This is a genomic window from Actinomycetospora termitidis, assembly GCF_030286555.1.
GTDB classification, from domain to species: domain Bacteria; phylum Actinomycetota; class Actinomycetes; order Mycobacteriales; family Pseudonocardiaceae; genus Actinomycetospora; species Actinomycetospora termitidis.
Map to the genome: position 1 here is coordinate 1 of NZ_JASVWF010000011.1, position 17,597 is coordinate 17,597.

The following is a 17,597-nucleotide window of genomic DNA, read 5'->3' on the forward strand; positions in this document are numbered from 1 at the left end:
CTCAGACTCGGCACGCCCCACGGGGAGAAGAAAGACCAGCGCGAAGCGCCGCCGCGACAGCGGCGCCCGAAAAGGGCCCGAAGGGCCCCCGGGCCGCCCGGCCCTGAGGAGCCCCCAGCAGGACGCGGGCCGCCCGCGCCCGCCGGCGTCCCCCACCCCCGGTGGGGCGGGCGGGTGGGAAGAGCACCCGCCGGCCAAGCTCGCCCGCCGGCCCCGAGGCACGCCCGCGGCCCGCGCCGGCCACCTGCCCACCGGCGGGCGGGTGCTCGAGGTGCACCGGTCGGCGCGGGCCGCGGGCGCCGACCGCGAAGCGGGCGGGTGGGCGTGGGTCAGCTGCGCACCGGGGCGCCTACCCTGACCGACGGCGAGGGCCCGCCACCCGGAGTGTGTCGAGCACTCCGGGCGGCGGGCCCTTGTTCTGTCGGGTCAGAAGTCGACCGTGGCGGCGGTCTCGGTGGCGGCGTTGACCGCGAACGTTCGCAGGATTTCCGGGTCCATGCCGTGCTCGATCGCCTGGGTGAGCAGCAGGCTCAGGGTGTGCTCGGGGTCGGCGGACCGGGCCCGGTGCAGCGCGGCCGACATCACCGGCCCGCCGCCGGTGCACATGGCGGCGAAGGCGGCCAGGGTGGCGGGCTCGGCGACCTCGGGGGCCGGGGCGGCGCGGGTGAGCAGCTGCCACAACGTCACGGCGTGCCCCGGGTCCACCGTGTCGTCGCAGCCGACCACGAAGCCCAGGGCGACGTCGCGCACGCGCGGGTCGATCAGGGACGCGACCATGGCCATCAGGTCCGGCTCGGCGACCGGCTCGCCCCGCCCGGTCCGCGCGCAGGCGGCGCGCAGCGCGTCGAGGTCCTCCCGCGCGGCGCGGTTGGCGCCGTGCCCGGCGCGGCGGGCCACCGACGCCGCGAGGGCGTCGTCCAACACCTGGCGGCGTGCCGGGCCCGTGGCGGCCGCGTCCGGGTCGATCGCGGCGGTGGCGTCGTCGCGGTCGAGGTACATGCGCCGCCCGCTGATCGCGCGGTGGGCGGCGACCTCGGTGCCGGTCGGGTCGGGCAGCGTCCCGGCGCAGCACCCCGCGTAGCACGCCCACGCGGCGCCCGGGCGGATCGCGGGCGCCCACATCGGCTCGATGACCTCGGTGCCGGTGGCGCGGATGGTGCTGGTCAGCCGGTCGATCATCCACGTGTGCGGCAGGTCGATGCCCTCGAGGTGGCCGCCGACGACCGCGATGTGCACCGCGTCCGGGCGCCGGGCGCCGATCTGGCCGTGCGCGTAGCGCAGCAACTCCCACTCCCCCTCCCGGTCGACGGGCAGGTCGAAGCGGATGGTCACGTCGACGCGGCGGCGACCGGTCTCGCCCTTGAGACAGATCACCACCAGCGACTCGGCGGGAGTGAACCCGAACAGCGCGGGCAGTGAGGCCAGCAGCGTCTCCGGCCGGTTGATCCGGACGACGGTCTGCGGGGCGGCTTCCTGGGTCATGGTTGTTCTCCGTCTCGTGCGAGAGGTGAGACGGGGCTCCGGAGCGGGCGGCGCACCTGGCTGGTCCGGCGCCCATTTCCTTCACCCCGTGGGGCGAGGAGTCGAAGCGAGAAACCGGGCGGGGGTGACCGCAGGTCACCGGCGGGGGTTCCGGCTCGCCCGGACGACGTGACCCCGACGTCCAGCCCGAGGAACGAGGGCTCGGGGTCACTCGTCCGGGCTGGGCCGGGTTCATCGCCGGCGCAGCCCCCGCCCGGGTTCTCAGACTCGGACGCCCCACGGGGAGAAGGAATCAACAAGGACGCGCCGCGCAGCGGCGTCCGAGAAGACGCCGAAGGCGGCCCCGGCCGCCCGGCCCTGAGGAGCCCTGAGCACCCGGCGCCTGCCCGCACCCGCTGGTGCCGGCGTCCCGTCTCGCGCCGCTGACCCGTCCGGGGGTCAGGGCCGGTGGGGGTCAGGGCCGGTGGGGGTCGGTGGCCCGGGCGAAGAGCTGGTCGACGTAGGCGACTGCCCACGGCGCCGCCCCGCCCAGGGTCGCGGTCGCTGCAGTGCCGGTCACTGCTGTGCCGGTCACTGCTGGGCCGGTCACTGCTGGGCCGGTCACTGCGGGTTCGGCGGCGGGCAGCACCGCGAGTGCACGGGCAGCGAGCGTGTCGCGGCCGGCGAGCCGGACCAGGTCGCCGCGGGCGTGGGGGTCGCCGTCGAGCGCGGCGGCGAAGAGCTCGGTGACCACGTCGCGCGGCGGGCTCGCCGCAGTGATCCGGTTCGCCCGGCTGGGTGGGGTGTCGGGGTTCATGTCTCCCCCGGCGTCCGAGAGGCCGCTGCGGATCCGGGGTCGGGGGTGATCCTCGACCGGATTCACCCGGTCGGCCCCCGGCGGACCCGCGTCGAGACGGCGGCGGGGCCGTGGCCCTGCAGGCGTCGCAGGTTGGCCCGGGCGCGTTCCCAGCGTTCCCGCATGCTGTCCGGGCTGACCCCGGCGCGAGCGGCGGCGGCGCTGACCGACAGGCCCTCGAGGTCGATGGCGGTCACGGCCTCGCGCTGCCCGACGGTGAGCTGGGCCAGCGCCGCCTCGAACGAGGCGGCGGCGTCGTCGCGTTGCCCGGCGGTGAGCTGGGCCAGCGCTTCGTCGAGCTGGGGCGGCTGCGGAGGCGGGCTCGGCTCGGCGGGGACGGCGGGGGTACCGGGTCGACCTGTCGTGTCCGGGGCTCCGCCACGCCGGGTCTGGGGTCGGGGCCGGCCGTGGGCGAGAGCGGCGCGCAACGCGGCCCGGGCGCGGGCCGCGCGGGACTTCACCGTGCTCGGGGACAGCCTCAGGCGCGCGGCAACGTCGTCGACGCTGAGGTCGAGCACGGTGGTCAGCCACAGCACCTCGCGGTGCTCGGCGGTCAGCCACGACCAGGCGTGCGGCAGACCCGCCCGCGCCACCGCGACCGCCTCGGCCGAGGTGTCGGCGGCCGCCCCGGGACCGAGATCGGTGAGGTCGGTGAGGGTGTCTGGCGCGGTGGTGGCGCTGCGGCGTTCGTGGCGGGCGACGTCGAGCGCGCGGTGGCGGGCGATGCGGGAGAGCCACCCGCTGACGCTGCCTTCCTCACGGAAGGTGTCGGCCTTGGCCAGAACGGTCGCCCAGGTGTCCTGGACCACGGCATCGGCGTCGATGCCGGGCACGGTGCGGGCCACGAGGGCGAGCAGGCGGCGGTGGTGGCGGGTGACCAGCTCGCTCAGCGCGGTGCGGTCACCGGTGAGGTAGCGGGTCAACAGCGCCCGGTCATGCCGGTCGGCGGTGCTCTCCTCGTCGTCCCCGCTGGCCCGGGCGCTGGCATCAGTGCTGGTTCCGGTGTAGATCCCGGTGCTGGTCCCGGTGTCGGTCCGGTCGTCGGCTCCGTGGCTGGGCGCGGGGTGGTGCGGCATCGCGGGACTCCGTCTCGCCGGGCGGGACGGGGCGCAGGAGCGAGCTCGGTCCGGTTGGTGGTCCGGCGGCCATGTCCTTCGCCCCGTGGGGCGAGGAGTCGGAGCAGAGGGCGGCCGGGGTCGGTGGCCGCAGGCCACGGGCGGGGGTTCCGGCTCTCGCCGCGCGAGGTGGCCCCGGGTTCAGCCCGAGGGACGAGGGCTCGGGGTCACTCGGGCGGGCCGGGCCGGGTTCATCGGCCGCTCGCCGACCCCAGAGCCCTCAGACTCGGACGCCCCACGGGGAGAAGGAATCCAAGAAGAACGCGCCGCGCAGCGGCGTCCGAGAAGACGCCGAAGGCGGCCCCGGCCGGCCGGCCCTGAGGCGCCCCCGCCAGCCGCGGCCTCACCGCTCGAGCTCGCCGCGCTCCCGCCCCGCCTGGCCTGCGAGCGGTGGGTGATCGAGGTCCTCGACGCGGTGGACGAGGACGGGCAGCCCGGCCCGTTGCGCGGCGGCGATCCCGGCGGCGGTCTCCCGGTCCTCGCCGACGACGCCGGGGCCCGGTTCGCCCGGCAGCGGGAACGCCACGATCACGTCGACGACATGCTCGCCGGCAGGGTCCGCGGGGCGCTCGCCCGCGTCGACGCCTGGGCTGGAGGGGTCGCTGAGGTGCTCGACCTCGAGGTGCAGGCGGGTGGCGGTGAGCTCGGCCCAGGCGTCGACCCCGACCAGGCGGCCGGTGTCGGGGTCGACGCGGGCGGCGTGGGCGATGCGGGCGAGGCGGTGCCCGCGCACGACGACGGCGATAGCGTCGCGGACCTCCACCGCCCGTTCCCGCGGCCACACCGCGGACCCGATGACCAGCACCCGCAGCACCGCGCCCGCCCCCGCCGCCGCCCCCGCCGACGCCGACGCCGCTGAGCGGTCGTCGGGCGTGTCGGGTGCGATGTCGGGGGTGACGTCGCGGTCGTGGGTGGGGTGCCGGGGTTCGCCGAGGGGCCCGAGCTCGGCGGCGCAGGTCTCGTCGACCCAGCGGGGTCCGTGGCCGGGGACCTCGGCGAGGCCCTGCCAGTCGCCGCGATCGATGACACGGCCGCAGTGGGTGCACCGCGACCAATGCAGCGCGACCATCCACCCGGTCAACCGGCCCGCCGGGCGGGTCATCGAACGGGCCGCGTCGTTCACGACGTACCCGACGTCCCCGAGGTCCCCGAGGTCCCGGCCCTCGCCGGCTCCGGTGCGGGGTGCGCGGCCGTCGCGCGGCGGGCGTGGGCGGCGGCGTCGCTGGTGATGGCCTCCAGGGCCAGCGCCCGGTCCCGCTGCCGACGCAGCAACACCACCTGGTCCGGCTCGTCGACCCCGGTGAGCTGCTGCTCGAGGCGTGCGACCAGGCCCGCGGCGAACCGGTCGAGGGCTTCGACCAGGCTCAGCCAGCCCGGCTGCCCGGCCACCCCGCCCGGCCGCGCGCGGGGTCGGCGGCCGGCGGTGGGTTCGGCGGCGCCTCGTGGGGCGGGGATGCTGACCTCGGGGTAGGTCGCCATCGCCGTGGTCTCCTTCCCGCCGTCGGGTCGGGTGGTCATCGCTGTCGGTATCGGGCGCGGCCCTGCCAGGCCTGGCGGGCGTCGTGACGGCCACGAGAGAACTCCGCCACCCGCCGCCCGATCGGGACACCCGCGAGCAGCCCGAGGACGAGCCCGACGATCAGCATGCTCATCGGGGCCCCCTGATGCTGGTCACCCGCGACGGGATTCCCTGCTGGTGACACGCCACCCAGTGCGCGACATCCTGCGAGCGCAGCCCGAACCGGCGCGCGGTCTGCCCGCGGGTCGCCCGCCCCGACTCGACCAGCGCCACCGCGGCCACGCGAAGCTCCGCCTCGATGGTCGGGGTGTCGCGTTCACCGGTGGCCAGCGCGAGCACCCGGCCGGGGTCGACGTCGACCTCCGCCGGGTCGCCGGCGGTACGGCGCTGCGCGGTGAGGACCGCGGCGATGGTGGCCGCGAGCTCGCCCGACGGCGGGTCCGGGGGACCAGCGGATGCGACCGGATCGGGGGGACGGGCGGAAGGGGCCGGGGCTGGGGCCGCGAGGTCGTCGGCCGCCTCCTCACCCGGCCCGGCCACCGCGGCGCTCCCGACGGCGGGCCGCCCGGGGCGCAGCGCGGTGACCGTGGCCGTCACGGCCGCAACCTCGTCGCGTCGACGGGCCGGGCTGGCAGCTCGCGGCGACGGGACCAGATGGTCGGGGTTCGCAGCTGCGGCCGTGGTACTCACGGCCCGCCGCCCGGCCTTCGCGGTAGTCGTGCTCGCGCTGCTGGTCGCGCCGGTGGCTGGGGTGCGGCGGGCGCGGTCGGGGAAGGTGGAGCGGGGTCCCTGGCGCATCACCCGCGCCGGCCGGGGCTCGGTGGGCAGTCGCGCCGCCATCCCGTCGACGGCCGCCCGCCCGCGGGGCACCGGCGTCGACTCCCGCCGCGACGCCCCGCTGCCTCGCTCGCGGCTCTGCTCGAGGGTCACCAGCTCCGACTCCGGCACCGACTCCGGCTCTGGTGCGGGGGCGAGGGTGGGGGCGAGGGTCTGGCGTTGCTTGCGGGTGCCGACGCCGCCCCAGACCCCGAAGCGTTCGTCGTGGGCGATCGCGTCGGTGAGGCACTGCTCGCGGACGGGGCAGCGGCGGCAGACCTGCTTGGCCTCGGCCGGTGAGCCGCCCTTCTCGGGGAAGAACGCTTCGGGGTCGGCCTGGGCGCACAGCGCGTCGCGGTGCCAGGCGGGGGTCTCGCCGGCGGCGACGGCGAGCGCGGCGTAGAGCTCGCCGGGCACGAGGACCTCGCGGGCGTCGGCGGCGCCGCCGGCGGCGGTGACCTTGGGGCTGCTGGTGGCGTCGTCGAGGCTGGTGGTGTCGTCGAGGCTGCTCGGGGCGGGCTGGGTGCTCATCGGGGTCTCCTGATCGGGTCGGCTGCTCAGGGGTGGGCGTGTGCGGGGGTGGTGGCCCGGCGGTGGGGGTCGCGCAGCTCGGCCAGGCGGCGCTGCCAGGGGCCGCCGACGGCGCGGTCGAGCTCGGCGAGGACGGCGGCGGGGTCGCGGCCGGCGGTGATCTGCGCGGCGGCGAACTCGAGGTTGGTGATGACGTCGTCGGCGAGCAGCAGGGCGCGGCCGGCGTGGTCGGCTCCGCTGTCGTACTCGCCGAGGTCGGGGTCGATGACGATACGGTCGCCGTCGTATTCGCCGGTGGGGGCGACGACGATCTCGAAGACCGCGGTCGGGTCGAGGTCACGCAGCCGGTTCGCGAGCTGGTCGGCGATGACGAGGTCCTGGTGGTGTCCGTAGACCTCACCAATTCGCAGCGCCGTATCGGTTTCGCCGAATCGACGCCGGAACCCCTGCTCACGCAATTCGTCGGACAGGACGGGCTGGGCGTGGGCGCCGAATCGGTGGAACACGATGGACACGGGTACGGCGGACATAGCTCTCCCCTTCGAGGAATGGCAGAAATCGCGCAGTGGCGGGCGACGCGGCCGGGGCGGCGTGCGTGGTGGCGCTCAGGCGGCGACGGGGTGGCCGGTGTTCTCCGCTGAGCGGGCGGCCTGGGCTGCCTGGGTGGCGGCGGTGATGCGGGCGGAGAGCCCCGCCGCGCCGAGGCGGTCGAGCAGGTCGCGGGCGTCTTCGCCGTCGCGCTCGGAGAACATGACCACGGCGCCGGGGAGGGTCTCGGCGAGCTTCGCCGCGCAGGCCCGTCCGGGGCCGTCAGCGTCGCCGATCACCACGACCTGGTCGTGCCCGCCCAGGACGGTGGCCAGGCGCTCGCAGGGCGGGGCGCCGGCGCCGCCGGCCCAGGTGGTGGCGTACCACCCGGCGCGGTTGAGGGCGTCGACCGAGGACTCGGACTCGACCACGAGCACGGTCTCACCCGCCCCGACCGCCATCGCCAGGTCGTTCTCACGGTAGAGCGGCAGGTCAGCGATCCGGGTGCCGAGCAGCCCGGGCACCCACTCGCCCTGCGGGTTGACCGCGTGCCACTCCACGGCCTTCTCTCCGGTGACGGGGTGGCGCAGCCGCTCGAGGCAGAACCGGGGCCCGTAGGAGTGGAACGCCTCGTGGCGCAACCCCCGGGCCCGCGGGTGCGCGGTCACCTTCGGCGCCGGGAACCCCACCTGCAGCCGCCGGGTCCGGATCCAGGCCTGCGCGGACAGGCGCGGCGGGCGGGTCAGGTGGTCCAGGGTCATCCCCAGGCCGTGGCAGACCTCCTTGGTGGTGCAGCCGGCGTGGCAGTGCACCCACACCCCGCCGTCATCGCGTACCCCGACGCCGAGGCTGGGCGCGTGGGCGCCGGTGCGGGCATGCGCCGGGCACTGCCACTTCCCCGACGGACCCTCCGGCAACGCCGAACCCAGCGCGATGAGCAGCTTCGCCACCCACCGCACAGCCTCATTCCCGGCGCCGTTCGGAGCCGCTGAATCGGTGCTCGCTCCGGTCATGACACACACCTCCTCGGTGATGGTTCCCATTCTATTCATCAAGATCTGCTGTCGCCACAATTCCGGGAAGTCGATCAGCACATTTCGATAACGTCGTGGCGGGTCGCATGCACCGTTTCGCGGTCGGCAACCTATGCGTGACTTCTGCTGTCGACCCGCACGCGGCTGGACCCGGAATGTGAAGTGGCGTTCCGGTGTCGTGGTGGTCCGGCGACCATTTCTTTTGCCCTGGGGGCGTGAGTCGAAGAGAGGGCCCCTGCCCGGTCCGCGGTAGCGGACGGGCGGGGGTTCCGGGTGGCCCGGACGGGGTGGTCCCGTGGGCAGCCGACGCCAGGAGGCTGGGACCACCCGGGCGGTGTCGCCCGGGTTCATCGCCCGCTGGCCGGGCCCGGGGTCCTCAGACTCGGACGGCCCCAGGGAAGAAGGAATCAGAGAGGACGCGCCGCGCAGCGGCGTCCGCGCCGGCCCGGCAGGGCCCCCGGCCGCCCGGCCGTGAGGCGCTCCCGCCGGATCGGGTGGCACCTCACGGGCCGGGCCACCGGCCTCAGGCGGCCCGCTGCGCCTCCTCCCCGCCGGCCGGCTCGTCCCCGGCCCCGGCGGTCTCGGCCCCGGCGGTATCGGCGGCGGTCTCGGCGGCGGCGTGTGCGGCGGCGGCTTCGGTGTCGCGGGCCAGCTCGGTCATGGCCTGGGCGAGCTCGTCGGCGCGGCGGCGCTTGTCGGTGAGCTCGTCGGCGCGGGTGAACGGGGCGCCGAGCTGGTCGCGGGCCAGCGCGAGCTCCCGGCGGGTCGTCTCCAACGCCGCCGCGGCGCGGGCGCGGCGGGTGTCCAGGGCGGCGTGGCGGTGCTCGAGGGTGGCGAGCGTGCCGCCGGCGCGGGCGTCGAGTTCGTCGGCGCGGGCCCGGACGGGGTCGCCGGGGGCGGCGGTGAACTGCAGGTGGTGCTCGGCGACGAGCTGCCCGGCGCGCAGCTCGCGGGCGATGCTGTGGGTCAGCGTGAGCCCGCCGAGCACGGCGCACTCCCCCCACCCGGTGCGCCGCCGCGCCGGGTCGTCGAGCGCTGCGGCGAGCAGGGCTGCGAGGTCGGTGGCGAACTCGCTGCGCTCGCGGTAGTCGCGGTCGCCGATGCTGGCGGTGAAGCCCTGCCCGCGGGTGGGGCGGCGGGCGGCGATCGCGGTGTCGAGGCCGGCGAGGTCGGTCTCGCCGCGGTCGATGGCGGTCTCGGCGGTGGTGATGGTGTGTTCGAGGCGGGCCTGGTTGCGCCAGTGGGCGCGCTCGAGGCGGTCCAGGGTGGCGACCTCGGCGTCGAGGCGGGCCTTCTCGATGATCCGTGGGTCGCCGGAGGCCAGGGCCTTGACCTCGTCGAAGGACAGGGTGGCCTCGCCGACGTCGGCGATCTCGCGGACGTCGAGCCGGCCGCGCATGACCTGGCCGATGAAGCGGGCCTTGCGGGCGACGGTCTGCCAGGAGTAGCCGTCGAACGAGCCTTCGGTGACGTAGCGGTAGATCGTCACCTCGGGATACGGGTTGCCCTGGCGCAGGATGCGCCCGTCGCGCTGGTGCAGGTCGGCGGGGCGCCAGGGGCAGTCGAGGTGGTGCAGGGCGACCGCGCGGGCCTGGACGTTGGTGCCCACGCCCATCTTCTCGGTCGACCCGATCAGCACCGCGACCTCACCGGAGCGCGCCGCCGCGAACAGCGCGCCCTTGGCGGTGTCGGTGGTGGCGTCGTGGATGAACCGGACTCCGCGTCGGGGCAGCCCCCGGGCGGCGAGCTGCTCGCGCAGCTCGTCGTAGACGTTCCAGCCGGGGCCGGGGGTGCCGAGGTCGCAGAACACGATCTGCAGCGCGCCGGGGGTGGGGTGGGTGGTGCCGTCAGGGCGGGTGAACCGGTCGTCGCGGTGCGCGGCCCAGACCGCGGCGATGTTCTCCGCGGCACGCTCCACGGTCGCGGGCCCGGTCTGGGGGCGGTCGAGCAGGCGCAGGTCCAGGGCGGCGGCGCGGCCCTCCGAGCAGATCCGCAGCATGTTGTCGACGTGCGGCTCGACCTGCTTGTTGCGGATCGCCTCGGCGCGGGCGCCGAGAGTGCCGACGAACTCGCGCAGCTCGGGCGAGGCCTCGATGAGCACGGTGTGCGCCGCGCGCGCCCCGTCCTCGGGGCGCTCGGTGAGCTGCGGGACGGGCAGCTGCAGGTCCTCGCCGGTCTTGATGTCGGCCGAGACGTGCCACAGCCGCAGCAGCTCGGGGACGCCTGTGAACCGGGCGAACCGGTCGGTGAGCCGGAACCCGGCCGCGTCCGGGGTCATCTCCACGGTGGTGACGACCTCGCCGAAGGTCGCGGCCCACTGGTCGAACTCCTCCACCCCGGCGGCTTCGAGCAGGTCGGGGCGGGTGTAGCGCTGCATCACGTAGGTCTCGGTGATGCTGTTCGCGATCGGGGTCGCGGTGGCCAGGGTGACCACCCGGGCGCCCGCACGGGAGCGCAGGTAGCCCAGCTTCATGTCCAGGTCCTGCGCGCGCGCCGAGCCCTCGATCGCGGCCCCGGTGATGTTGGAGGGGGTGCGCAGGTTCTTGTAGAGGTGGGCCTCGTCGATGCACAGGTAGTCGATGCCGGTCTGCTCGAACGACACCCCGTCGTCGCGGACCGAGTCGAGCTTGCCCTTGATCCGCTCGGTCGCCGCGAGCAGCATCCGCTGCACCCGCTTCACGCTCAGGCTCGCCGCGCCGGCGCCCTTCGCCCGCTCCAGCCACCGGGTGATCCGGTCGGTCTCCTCGCCCAGGTAGCGCTCCTGGGCCTCCCGGGACATGGGGAGCCGCTCGAACGCCGACCGGGTCATGATCACCGCGTCCCAGTCGCCGGTCGCGACCCGGGCGACGAACGCGCGGCGCCGGTCGCGGGTCAGGTCGTCGTGGGTGGCGACCAGCAGCCGCGCAGCGGGGTAGAGGGCGGTGAACTCCCGGGCCCACTGCTCGAGCATGTTGTTCGGGACCACGATCGCGGGCTTTCTGACCAGCCCGAGGCGGCGCAGCTCCATCGCGCCCATCGCCATCTCCGCGGTCTTGCCCGCCCCGACCTCGTGGAACAGCCCCACCGCGGGCTCGGCGATCATCCGGGCGACCGCGGCGTACTGGTGCGGGCGCGGGGTGAACCCCTGCGCCAGCCCCGGCAGCGACAGGGTGTCCGGGCCGGCGGCGTCGTAGGAGCGCAGCACCACCGCGTTGAACGCCTGGTTGTAGACCCGGCACAGCTCGCCGGCCCGGGCCGGGTCCTCCCACACCCACTCCGCGAACCGCTCGCCCAGCTGCTTGGCCTTGTCCTGGGCGGCGAGGGTCTCGGTCAGGTTGAGCACCTGGCGCTTGACCCCGTCGCGGCCCTCGACGGTGTCGGTGACCCGCACCGGGCGCTGCTCGCACGCCGCGGCGACCAGCTCGGCGGCCGGGCGCCGGGTGGTGCCCCAGGTCTGGGTCGCCGCGACCCCGTAGCGGGCGCCGCGGACCTCCCACACCGCCCCGCCGGGGTGCTCGACGCGCGCCGAGGGGTCGTCGAGGACCTCCCGCATGAACGCCTCGATGTGCCGGGCGTCGATCCACGCCGCCCCCAGGTGCGCGGTGATCTCCCCCGGCCCCAGATCGGTCGGGACCACCGCGCGCAGCGCCGCCACGTTCGGCGCCAGCGCCGGGTCCTGCGCGGCCGCGTCCTGGGCGGCGGCCAGCTTCACCCGCACGTCGCCGGACAGGTACTCCGCCGCCGGCACCAGCCTCCCCCGCTGCGGGTCGTGGAACACGAGGCAGCCGAGCCGGGCCCGGGCGTCGGCCTCGCCGGTCCCGAGCAGCCCCGCGATCACGGCCAGGTCGACCCGGGCGTGCGCGTCGAGGCAGATCGCCAGCGCATCGCCCGGGGAGTCCGCCGAACGGCGCGGGGCACGCGGCGCGATCACCCGCCCGCGGAAGATGTCCGCCCGCACCACCGGCCGCGCGCCGTGCTGCTCGTCGGGCCCGGTGGTGGGGTCGGGGTGTTCGAGGGCGTAGACGGCGGGGGCGTACGGGTCGGTCCGGAACCCGCCCTGGCGTGGCGTGGTGCGCGCGGTACGCGGCTCCCCAGTGGCGGGATCGACGCGACCGGTGCGGCGCACCGTGGCGCGGGTGATCGGCCCGAACCGGGCCAGGTAGCCGTCGTGGCGGGCGCCGAGCTCGGCGCGCAGCTCCCGCATCCGCGGGGTCTCCACGCGCTCGCGGGCCTCCAGGTCGAGCAGCGCGACCACGGTGTCGCGCAGCCCCAGCAGCGCCGCCAGCTCCCGGGCCTGCGAGCGCGGCACCTCGTGGCGCACCGGACGGCCCGCCTCGATGCGGGTGAACCCACCGTCGGGATCGACGGCCAGCAGCCCCTCCCGCGCGTCGAGTGCCACCGGCCGCGCCGGGCCCGCCACCACTGAGACCCCACCACCGACCTCACCCCCGGCCCGTGCGGGCCGGGTCGCGGGCGCGGTGGGGATGAGGGTGAGTCCGGCGGTCCGGGCGTCGGCGACGATCCCGGCCAGGGCGTCGTGCAGCTGCTCGCCGAGCTCGCCGGGGCGCGGGTCTACCCGCAGGCTCCGCGCGCTGTAGGCGCCGTGGCGCACGGCGAACGTCCCCAGGACCCGGCCGGGGTGCTCGGCCCAGTACCGATTGACCCGCACCTTCGGGTCGTCGTGCCCGGGCACCGGCATCGTCGCCTCGAACCCCGCACCCCCGGCCCCGCGCTCGGCCTCACGCTCGGCCTCGGTCCTCGGGTCGTCGTGGTCGTGGCGGCGCAGGACGAGCAGGTCGGTCACCGCGGCGGTGCCGGCGGCGCGCTCGTGCGCCCCGGACGGGAGCCGGACCGCGCCGAGCAGGTCGCCCAGCGCGGCGATCTCTCGGCGCGCGGCCGGGTCGCGGGCATCAAGGGTGAACCGGGAGGTCAGCACCACCACCAGCCCGCCGGGCCTGGTCAGGCACAGACTTTTGATCACAAAGTGGTTGTGGATCACGCGGTTCGCCCGGTTGTACCGCCGGTCGTGCAGGGCGACCTTGCCGAACGGCACGTTGCCCACCACCAGGTCCACCGGCGCCCCGCCGGGCAGCGCCGCGACCGTGGTGTCGGCGAAAGACTCGCAGCGCACCGTCGCCTCGGGGTGCAGCGCCGCGGCGATCCGCGCGGTGGTCGGCTCCTGCTCGACCGCGATCACCTGCGCTCCGGGCGGGGCGTGGTGCAGGAAGTTCCCCGACCCGCAGCCCGGTTCGAGGACCGTGCCGCCGGTGAACCCGAGTGCGGCCACGGTCTCCCAGACCGCCGCGACGATGCCGAGGTCGGTGTAGTGGGCGTTGAGCGTCGAGGTCGCCGCGGCGGCCATCCCGGCCGGGCCGACCAGCTCGCGGAGCGCGTCGCGCTCCACGGCGAAGCGGGGGTCGGTGCCGTCGAACACCGCCGGCACCGCGCCCCACCCCGACCAGCGGGCCAGCACCCGGCGCGCCGCGTCGTCCGGGGTCTGACCGGAGGCCTCCAGCTCCGCCAGCGTCGCCAGGGCGGCCAGGTTCGCCGCCACCCGCGCCCGTGCCCCCGACGGCGCCAGATCAGCCTGCCCGGCCGGATGCCACCGCGACCGGGGCGTCCCCACGCACCTGGCCCGCAGAGCACGCGGACCACGCGCCTCGGCCCCGACGGCCGTCGTGGCGCCGACGGTGCTGACAGTGCTGGTAGTGCTGGTGGGGTTGTTGTTGGTGGCGGGGTGCTGGGTCACCGGAGGGTCCTTCCGACTCACGCGAGACGAGGCGGAGGACCGGCACCGGACCGTCAGGGGCGGCGACCATTTCCTTCGCCCCGTGGGGCGCGGGTCGCGCAGAGTCGTCGACCCCGGGTGGCCGCAGGCCACGCCCGGGGGTTCCGGCTCGCCCGAACCACCGTGGCCCCGGTATCAGCCCGAGGGACGAGGGCTCGGGGTCACTGGGTCGGCGCGGGCCGGGTCCATCGGGCGCTCGCCCGGGGCCGGCGGCTCAGACTCGGACGCCCCACGGGAGAAGGAACTACCGAGAGGACAGCGCGAAGCGCTTCGCTCGGCGCCGCAGGCGCCCCCGGCCGCCCGGCCGTGAGGAGCCCCTCCCCGCCGCCAGCTGAGCGCGCCCGACGGCGTGCCCGGCCCGGGCCGCCCCGCGCCCCGGGCGGGAGCCCTCCTCCTGTCCGTTCGAACGTGTGTTTGACTATCGGGGTGGGTGTGGCGCGTGGAGGACCGCAGGATCAGGAGCGGCCGCCCGGTGCGCTCCCGAGGGGTTACGCGCGCTCGGAGAGCACCGCCCCTCAGCCCGTCCATGTCGACCTGCGACGCCTCCACCCCAGTGACGACGATGTCGAACCCACCGACACCGCCGACGGGGACGCTGACCGGTTCGTCGGGGTCCACGGTCGGCCGCCTGTGGCCGAGCATCAGCTCGGGCGACTGGACTTCTCCCGCGAGGTGATCGGCCGGCTGCACCACTGGGACCGCGACCTCGAGGGCGCCTGGTACGGGGTCGTGGACTACGTGGTGCCTCGCGTCGGGGACATCCGCGCCGGGAAACCGGTGACCTGCGGGCTGGTGCCCGCGGCCGCGCTGCGCCCGCGGGTCCCCCACGTCGAGGACAAGCTGCGGTTCTGATCCCGGTGTCGACGCGACGGTGTGCGGGGGCTGCGTGAGCGGGTGGAACGCGAGCTCGGCGACGACGAGCCCGAGCTGTAGGCACGCCCCGCCGGGATCGTCTCGCGAGGAATTTTGCGGATCTCGGGATCCGTTCGCGGGGTCGCGCGGGTCTCTTGTGTGAAGGCACCTGCGAGGGCGCCCTCAGGAAGGGGACCCGATGAGCACGGCCCACGACAGCGCCACCCCCACCCGCGGCGCCACCAACGGACACGCCGTCGCCGCGGAGCGACCGCGGTGGAACCCGTACGACACTCCTCCCGAGCCGGCCGCGGGTCCCGCCGGTTCGCGCTCTGCCGCCTCGGTGAGCGCGGAGCCGGAGGCCGAAGCGACTCAGCACGTCGCGCCCGAGCCGGCGGCGACCCCGCTCACGCCACAGCCGGCGGCACCGTCGCCGCGGGCCGGTGACGCCACGTCGCCGGGTTCGGGGCCAGGGCCGGGCGAGGCGGCGCTGGAGCCGGGCCAGGGGCCGGGGGACCGGCCGTTGGACGCGGAGCTGTCCTCGGCGCAGCTGCTGCGCCCCGTCCGGGACGTTCCGCGCAGCGGGTGGCGTGCGGCGCTGTATGCGCTGACCGGTGGCCTGATCAATCCGGGGGCCTCGGAGGCCGACCAGGTGCGGGCGATGCTGGTCGACCGGGTCAACCAGCGCCTCTCGGGCTGTTACCGGGTCGCGGCGGTCAGTGTGAAGGGCGGGGTCGGGAAGACCTCGACCACCGCGCTGCTGGGGTCGGCGTTCGCCTCGCTGCGCGGGGATCGGGTGATCGCGCTGGACGCGAACCCTGATCGCGGCAACCTCGCCGAGAAGGTCCCCTCCGAGACCACCGCCACGGTGCGCCACCTGCTCGCCGACGCCGCGCAGATCCGCACCGTCTCCGACATCCGCGCCTACACCTCACAGTCCCGGGCACGCCTGGAGGTCCTGGCGAGCGAGTCCGACCCGGCGACCTCGGAGGCGTTCTCCGCCGCGGACTATCACGCCGCGATCGACCTCCTCTCGACCCACTACAACATCATCTTGACCGACTGCGGGACCGGGCTGCTGCACTCGGCGCTGCAGGCCGCGGTCGAGGTCGCCGACAGCCTGCTGATCATCACGTCGGCCTCGATCGACGGGGCCCGCTCGGCGAAGGCCACCATGGAGTGGCTCGAGGCCCACGGCCACCGCGAGCTGGTCGCCCGCTCGGTCACGGTGATCACCGGGGTCGGTGCCCGCAACGCCGCGGTCGACCTGGACACCGTGGAGCGGTTCTTCGCCTCCCACACCCGCGCGGTGGTGCGGGTGCCGTTCGACCCGCACCTGGCCGACGGCGCCGAGATCGACCTCGAAGCCCTCGCCCCGCGCACCCGGGATGCGGTGCTCGAGCTCGGTGCGCTGGTCGCCGACGACTTCGCCCGTCCCGGGCGCCGTGACCACCACCGCCGACGCACCCCCGCTCTGCTGCCCGGCACCACTCACCTGCCCGGCACCGGCGCCCGCCCCTCCGGCATCTCCGCGGGCGTCGACCCTTCCGAGCGGCGATGAATCCCACCTACCCGGCCGCGCACCTGACCACCGGCGACCGGGGCGCCGACGAGGTGCGTTCGCCGGGGTGCTCGTGGCACTGGGAGGTCTACGCCCGGGTCTTGGCCGGGCTGCGCGCCGCCCGGGGTGAGCCCGGACCGTGCGACCCCGCCACCCTCGCAGCCGCGGAGGCGGTCATGAGCGAGCTCGCCCCGATCACCGACGCCCTGGCCCGCGTCCCCGCGCCACGCACCACCATCTCGGCCTGCCCGGCGGGCCCCCGATGACCGGCCCCGACACCTCCCCGGACGTCGCGGCTGCTGCTGCGGCCGGCGCGCCCGGACCGCTCCCGGAGCTGGACGCGGGCAGCGACGCGCAGGCCGAAACCACGGGGCTCCGGGCGGGGTCGGAGGACCTGACGGGGCGCCGGCTGGGGCGCTACCGGGTGGAGCGGGTGCTGCGGTGCGGGTCGATGAGCACGCTGTACCGGGCGGTCGACGTGCGCCTGGACCGGCTGGTCGCGCTCAAGGTCATCTCGCCGTTGCTGGCCGCCGACGAGGAGTTCCGCGGCCGGTTCGTCGACGAGGCCCGCAACATCGCCGCGATCGACCACCCGAACGTCGTGCCGCTGTGGGACCACGACGAGATCGAGGGCCATCTCTACCTCGCGATGCGCTACGTCGCCGGCCACGACCTCGCCGACACCATCGGCGGGCACCCGCTGCCGATCGCCCGCGCCCTGGCGCTGGGCTGGCAGGTCGCGGCCGGGCTGGACGCCGTGCATGCCCACGGCCTGGTCCACCTCGACGTCAAGCCCGCCAACATCCTGCTCGCCGCCAGCCCAGCAGCGAGCACGGGAGCCGGCGGACGCGAGCAGGTGTTCCTGGCCGACTTCGGGCTGACCCGCCGCGGCGCGGCCCCGGCCGCTACTTCCGGTGGCGGGTTCCTCGGCTCGCCGGCGTTCGCCGCCCCCGAGCACCTGCGCGGCGAACTTGTCTCGGCCGCCACCGACCTCTACGCCCTCGGGTGTGTCCTGCACACCGCGCTGACCGGGCACCCGCCGTATCGCGGCAGCGTCGACGAGGTCATCGCCGGTCACCTCGCCGCCACCCCACCGGCCGCGAGCAGCGCCCGCGCCGGAAACCGCCCCGCCCCGGAACCCGGCCTCGCGGTCGGGGCGGCCGTGGACACGGTGCTCGCCGCGACCATGGCCGCCGACCCCGACCGGCGGCCACCGAACGCGGCCGCCCTGCTGGGCGCGTTGCGCGACGCCGCCCACCGCGACGCCCGCAGCACCCCACCCGCACCCACCGCGCCGCCACGCCACCGCACACCTTCGACTCCCGCTCCGACTCCCGCTCCGGTGCCGGTGCCGGTGCCGGTGCCGAGCTCGGAGGCGCGGTCGGTGCATGCACAGGCGGTGTCGCGGCGGACCGCGGCGCCGGTCGCGCCGGCGGGTGATGCGTTCACCGCTCGTCGCCCGGCGGCGCGGCCCCGCAACCTCGAGGCCCGGATCGCGGTCGCGGTCGCGGTGCTCGCGGTGCTGCTCGCGGTCGGGCTGGTGGTCCTGCTGTGACC

Annotated in this window: 14 protein-coding genes; 4 read left to right on the forward strand and 10 right to left on the reverse strand. The window is 76.0% G+C overall.

Annotation, left to right across the window (positions count from 1 at the left end; all coding sequences use genetic code 11):
* Positions 1 to 426: 426 nt before the first annotated feature.
* From QRT03_RS30890 to QRT03_RS30935, 10 genes are all read right to left on the reverse strand, one after another.
* Positions 427 to 1,482, reverse strand: a complete 1,056-nt coding sequence (locus tag QRT03_RS30890; protein ID WP_286057020.1) for a DUF4192 domain-containing protein — start codon at positions 1,480 to 1,482, stop codon at positions 427 to 429.
* A gap of 454 nt (positions 1,483 to 1,936) precedes the next feature.
* Positions 1,937 to 2,278: a hypothetical protein gene (locus QRT03_RS30895; RefSeq protein ID WP_286057021.1), complete on the reverse strand. Its 342-nt coding sequence runs from the start codon at positions 2,276 to 2,278 to the stop codon at positions 1,937 to 1,939.
* A gap of 62 nt (positions 2,279 to 2,340) precedes the next feature.
* Positions 2,341 to 3,393, reverse strand: coding sequence for a sigma-70 family RNA polymerase sigma factor (locus QRT03_RS30900; RefSeq protein ID WP_286057022.1), 1,053 nt, complete (start codon positions 3,391 to 3,393; stop codon positions 2,341 to 2,343).
* Positions 3,394 to 3,775: 382 nt separating this feature from the next.
* A complete protein-coding gene (locus QRT03_RS30905; protein ID WP_286057023.1) occupies positions 3,776 to 4,534 on the reverse strand; it encodes a hypothetical protein in 759 nt (252 codons plus the stop codon).
* A 17-nt stretch (positions 4,535 to 4,551) separates the two neighbouring features.
* Positions 4,552 to 4,950 carry a hypothetical protein gene (locus QRT03_RS30910; RefSeq protein WP_286057024.1) on the reverse strand — a complete coding sequence of 133 codons (399 nt, stop codon included), beginning with the start codon at positions 4,948 to 4,950 and terminating at the stop codon, positions 4,552 to 4,554.
* A complete protein-coding gene (locus QRT03_RS30915; RefSeq protein ID WP_286057025.1) occupies positions 4,947 to 5,084 on the reverse strand; it encodes a hypothetical protein in 138 nt (45 codons plus the stop codon). Before QRT03_RS30915 ends, QRT03_RS30910 begins: the two co-directional genes overlap by 4 nt.
* Positions 5,081 to 6,298 carry a WhiB family transcriptional regulator gene (locus QRT03_RS32285; RefSeq protein ID WP_425604932.1) on the reverse strand — a complete coding sequence of 406 codons (1,218 nt, stop codon included), beginning with the start codon at positions 6,296 to 6,298 and terminating at the stop codon, positions 5,081 to 5,083. Before QRT03_RS32285 ends, QRT03_RS30915 begins: the two co-directional genes overlap by 4 nt.
* Before the next feature lie 26 nt (positions 6,299 to 6,324).
* Complete coding sequence (locus QRT03_RS30925; protein ID WP_286057026.1) at positions 6,325 to 6,828, reverse strand: DUF3145 family protein; 504 nt, start codon at positions 6,826 to 6,828, stop codon at positions 6,325 to 6,327.
* A gap of 75 nt (positions 6,829 to 6,903) precedes the next feature.
* Entirely contained in the window at positions 6,904 to 7,776 is an 873-nt protein-coding gene (locus QRT03_RS30930; protein WP_286057027.1) for a hypothetical protein, read from the reverse strand.
* A gap of 607 nt (positions 7,777 to 8,383) precedes the next feature.
* A complete protein-coding gene (locus QRT03_RS30935; RefSeq protein WP_286057028.1) occupies positions 8,384 to 13,588 on the reverse strand; it encodes an SNF2-related protein in 5,205 nt (1,734 codons plus the stop codon).
* A 669-nt stretch (positions 13,589 to 14,257) separates the two neighbouring features.
* On the opposite strand from QRT03_RS30935, the gene QRT03_RS30940 reads away from it, so the two are divergent.
* From QRT03_RS30940 to QRT03_RS30955, 4 genes are all read left to right on the forward strand, one after another.
* Positions 14,258 to 14,479, forward strand: coding sequence for a hypothetical protein (locus tag QRT03_RS30940; protein ID WP_286057030.1), 222 nt, complete (start codon positions 14,258 to 14,260; stop codon positions 14,477 to 14,479).
* Between the two features lie 199 nt (positions 14,480 to 14,678).
* Positions 14,679 to 16,040 (forward strand): nucleotide-binding protein, encoded by a 1,362-nt coding sequence (locus tag QRT03_RS30945; RefSeq protein WP_286057031.1) that lies wholly within the window; start codon positions 14,679 to 14,681, stop codon positions 16,038 to 16,040.
* Positions 16,037 to 16,306 carry a hypothetical protein gene (locus QRT03_RS30950; protein ID WP_286057032.1) on the forward strand — a complete coding sequence of 90 codons (270 nt, stop codon included), beginning with the start codon at positions 16,037 to 16,039 and terminating at the stop codon, positions 16,304 to 16,306. The genes QRT03_RS30945 and QRT03_RS30950 overlap by 4 nt, the downstream gene beginning before the upstream one ends.
* Complete coding sequence (locus QRT03_RS30955; protein ID WP_286057033.1) at positions 16,303 to 17,595, forward strand: serine/threonine-protein kinase; 1,293 nt, start codon at positions 16,303 to 16,305, stop codon at positions 17,593 to 17,595. The genes QRT03_RS30950 and QRT03_RS30955 overlap by 4 nt, the downstream gene beginning before the upstream one ends.
* Positions 17,596 to 17,597: the final 2 nt, after the last annotated feature.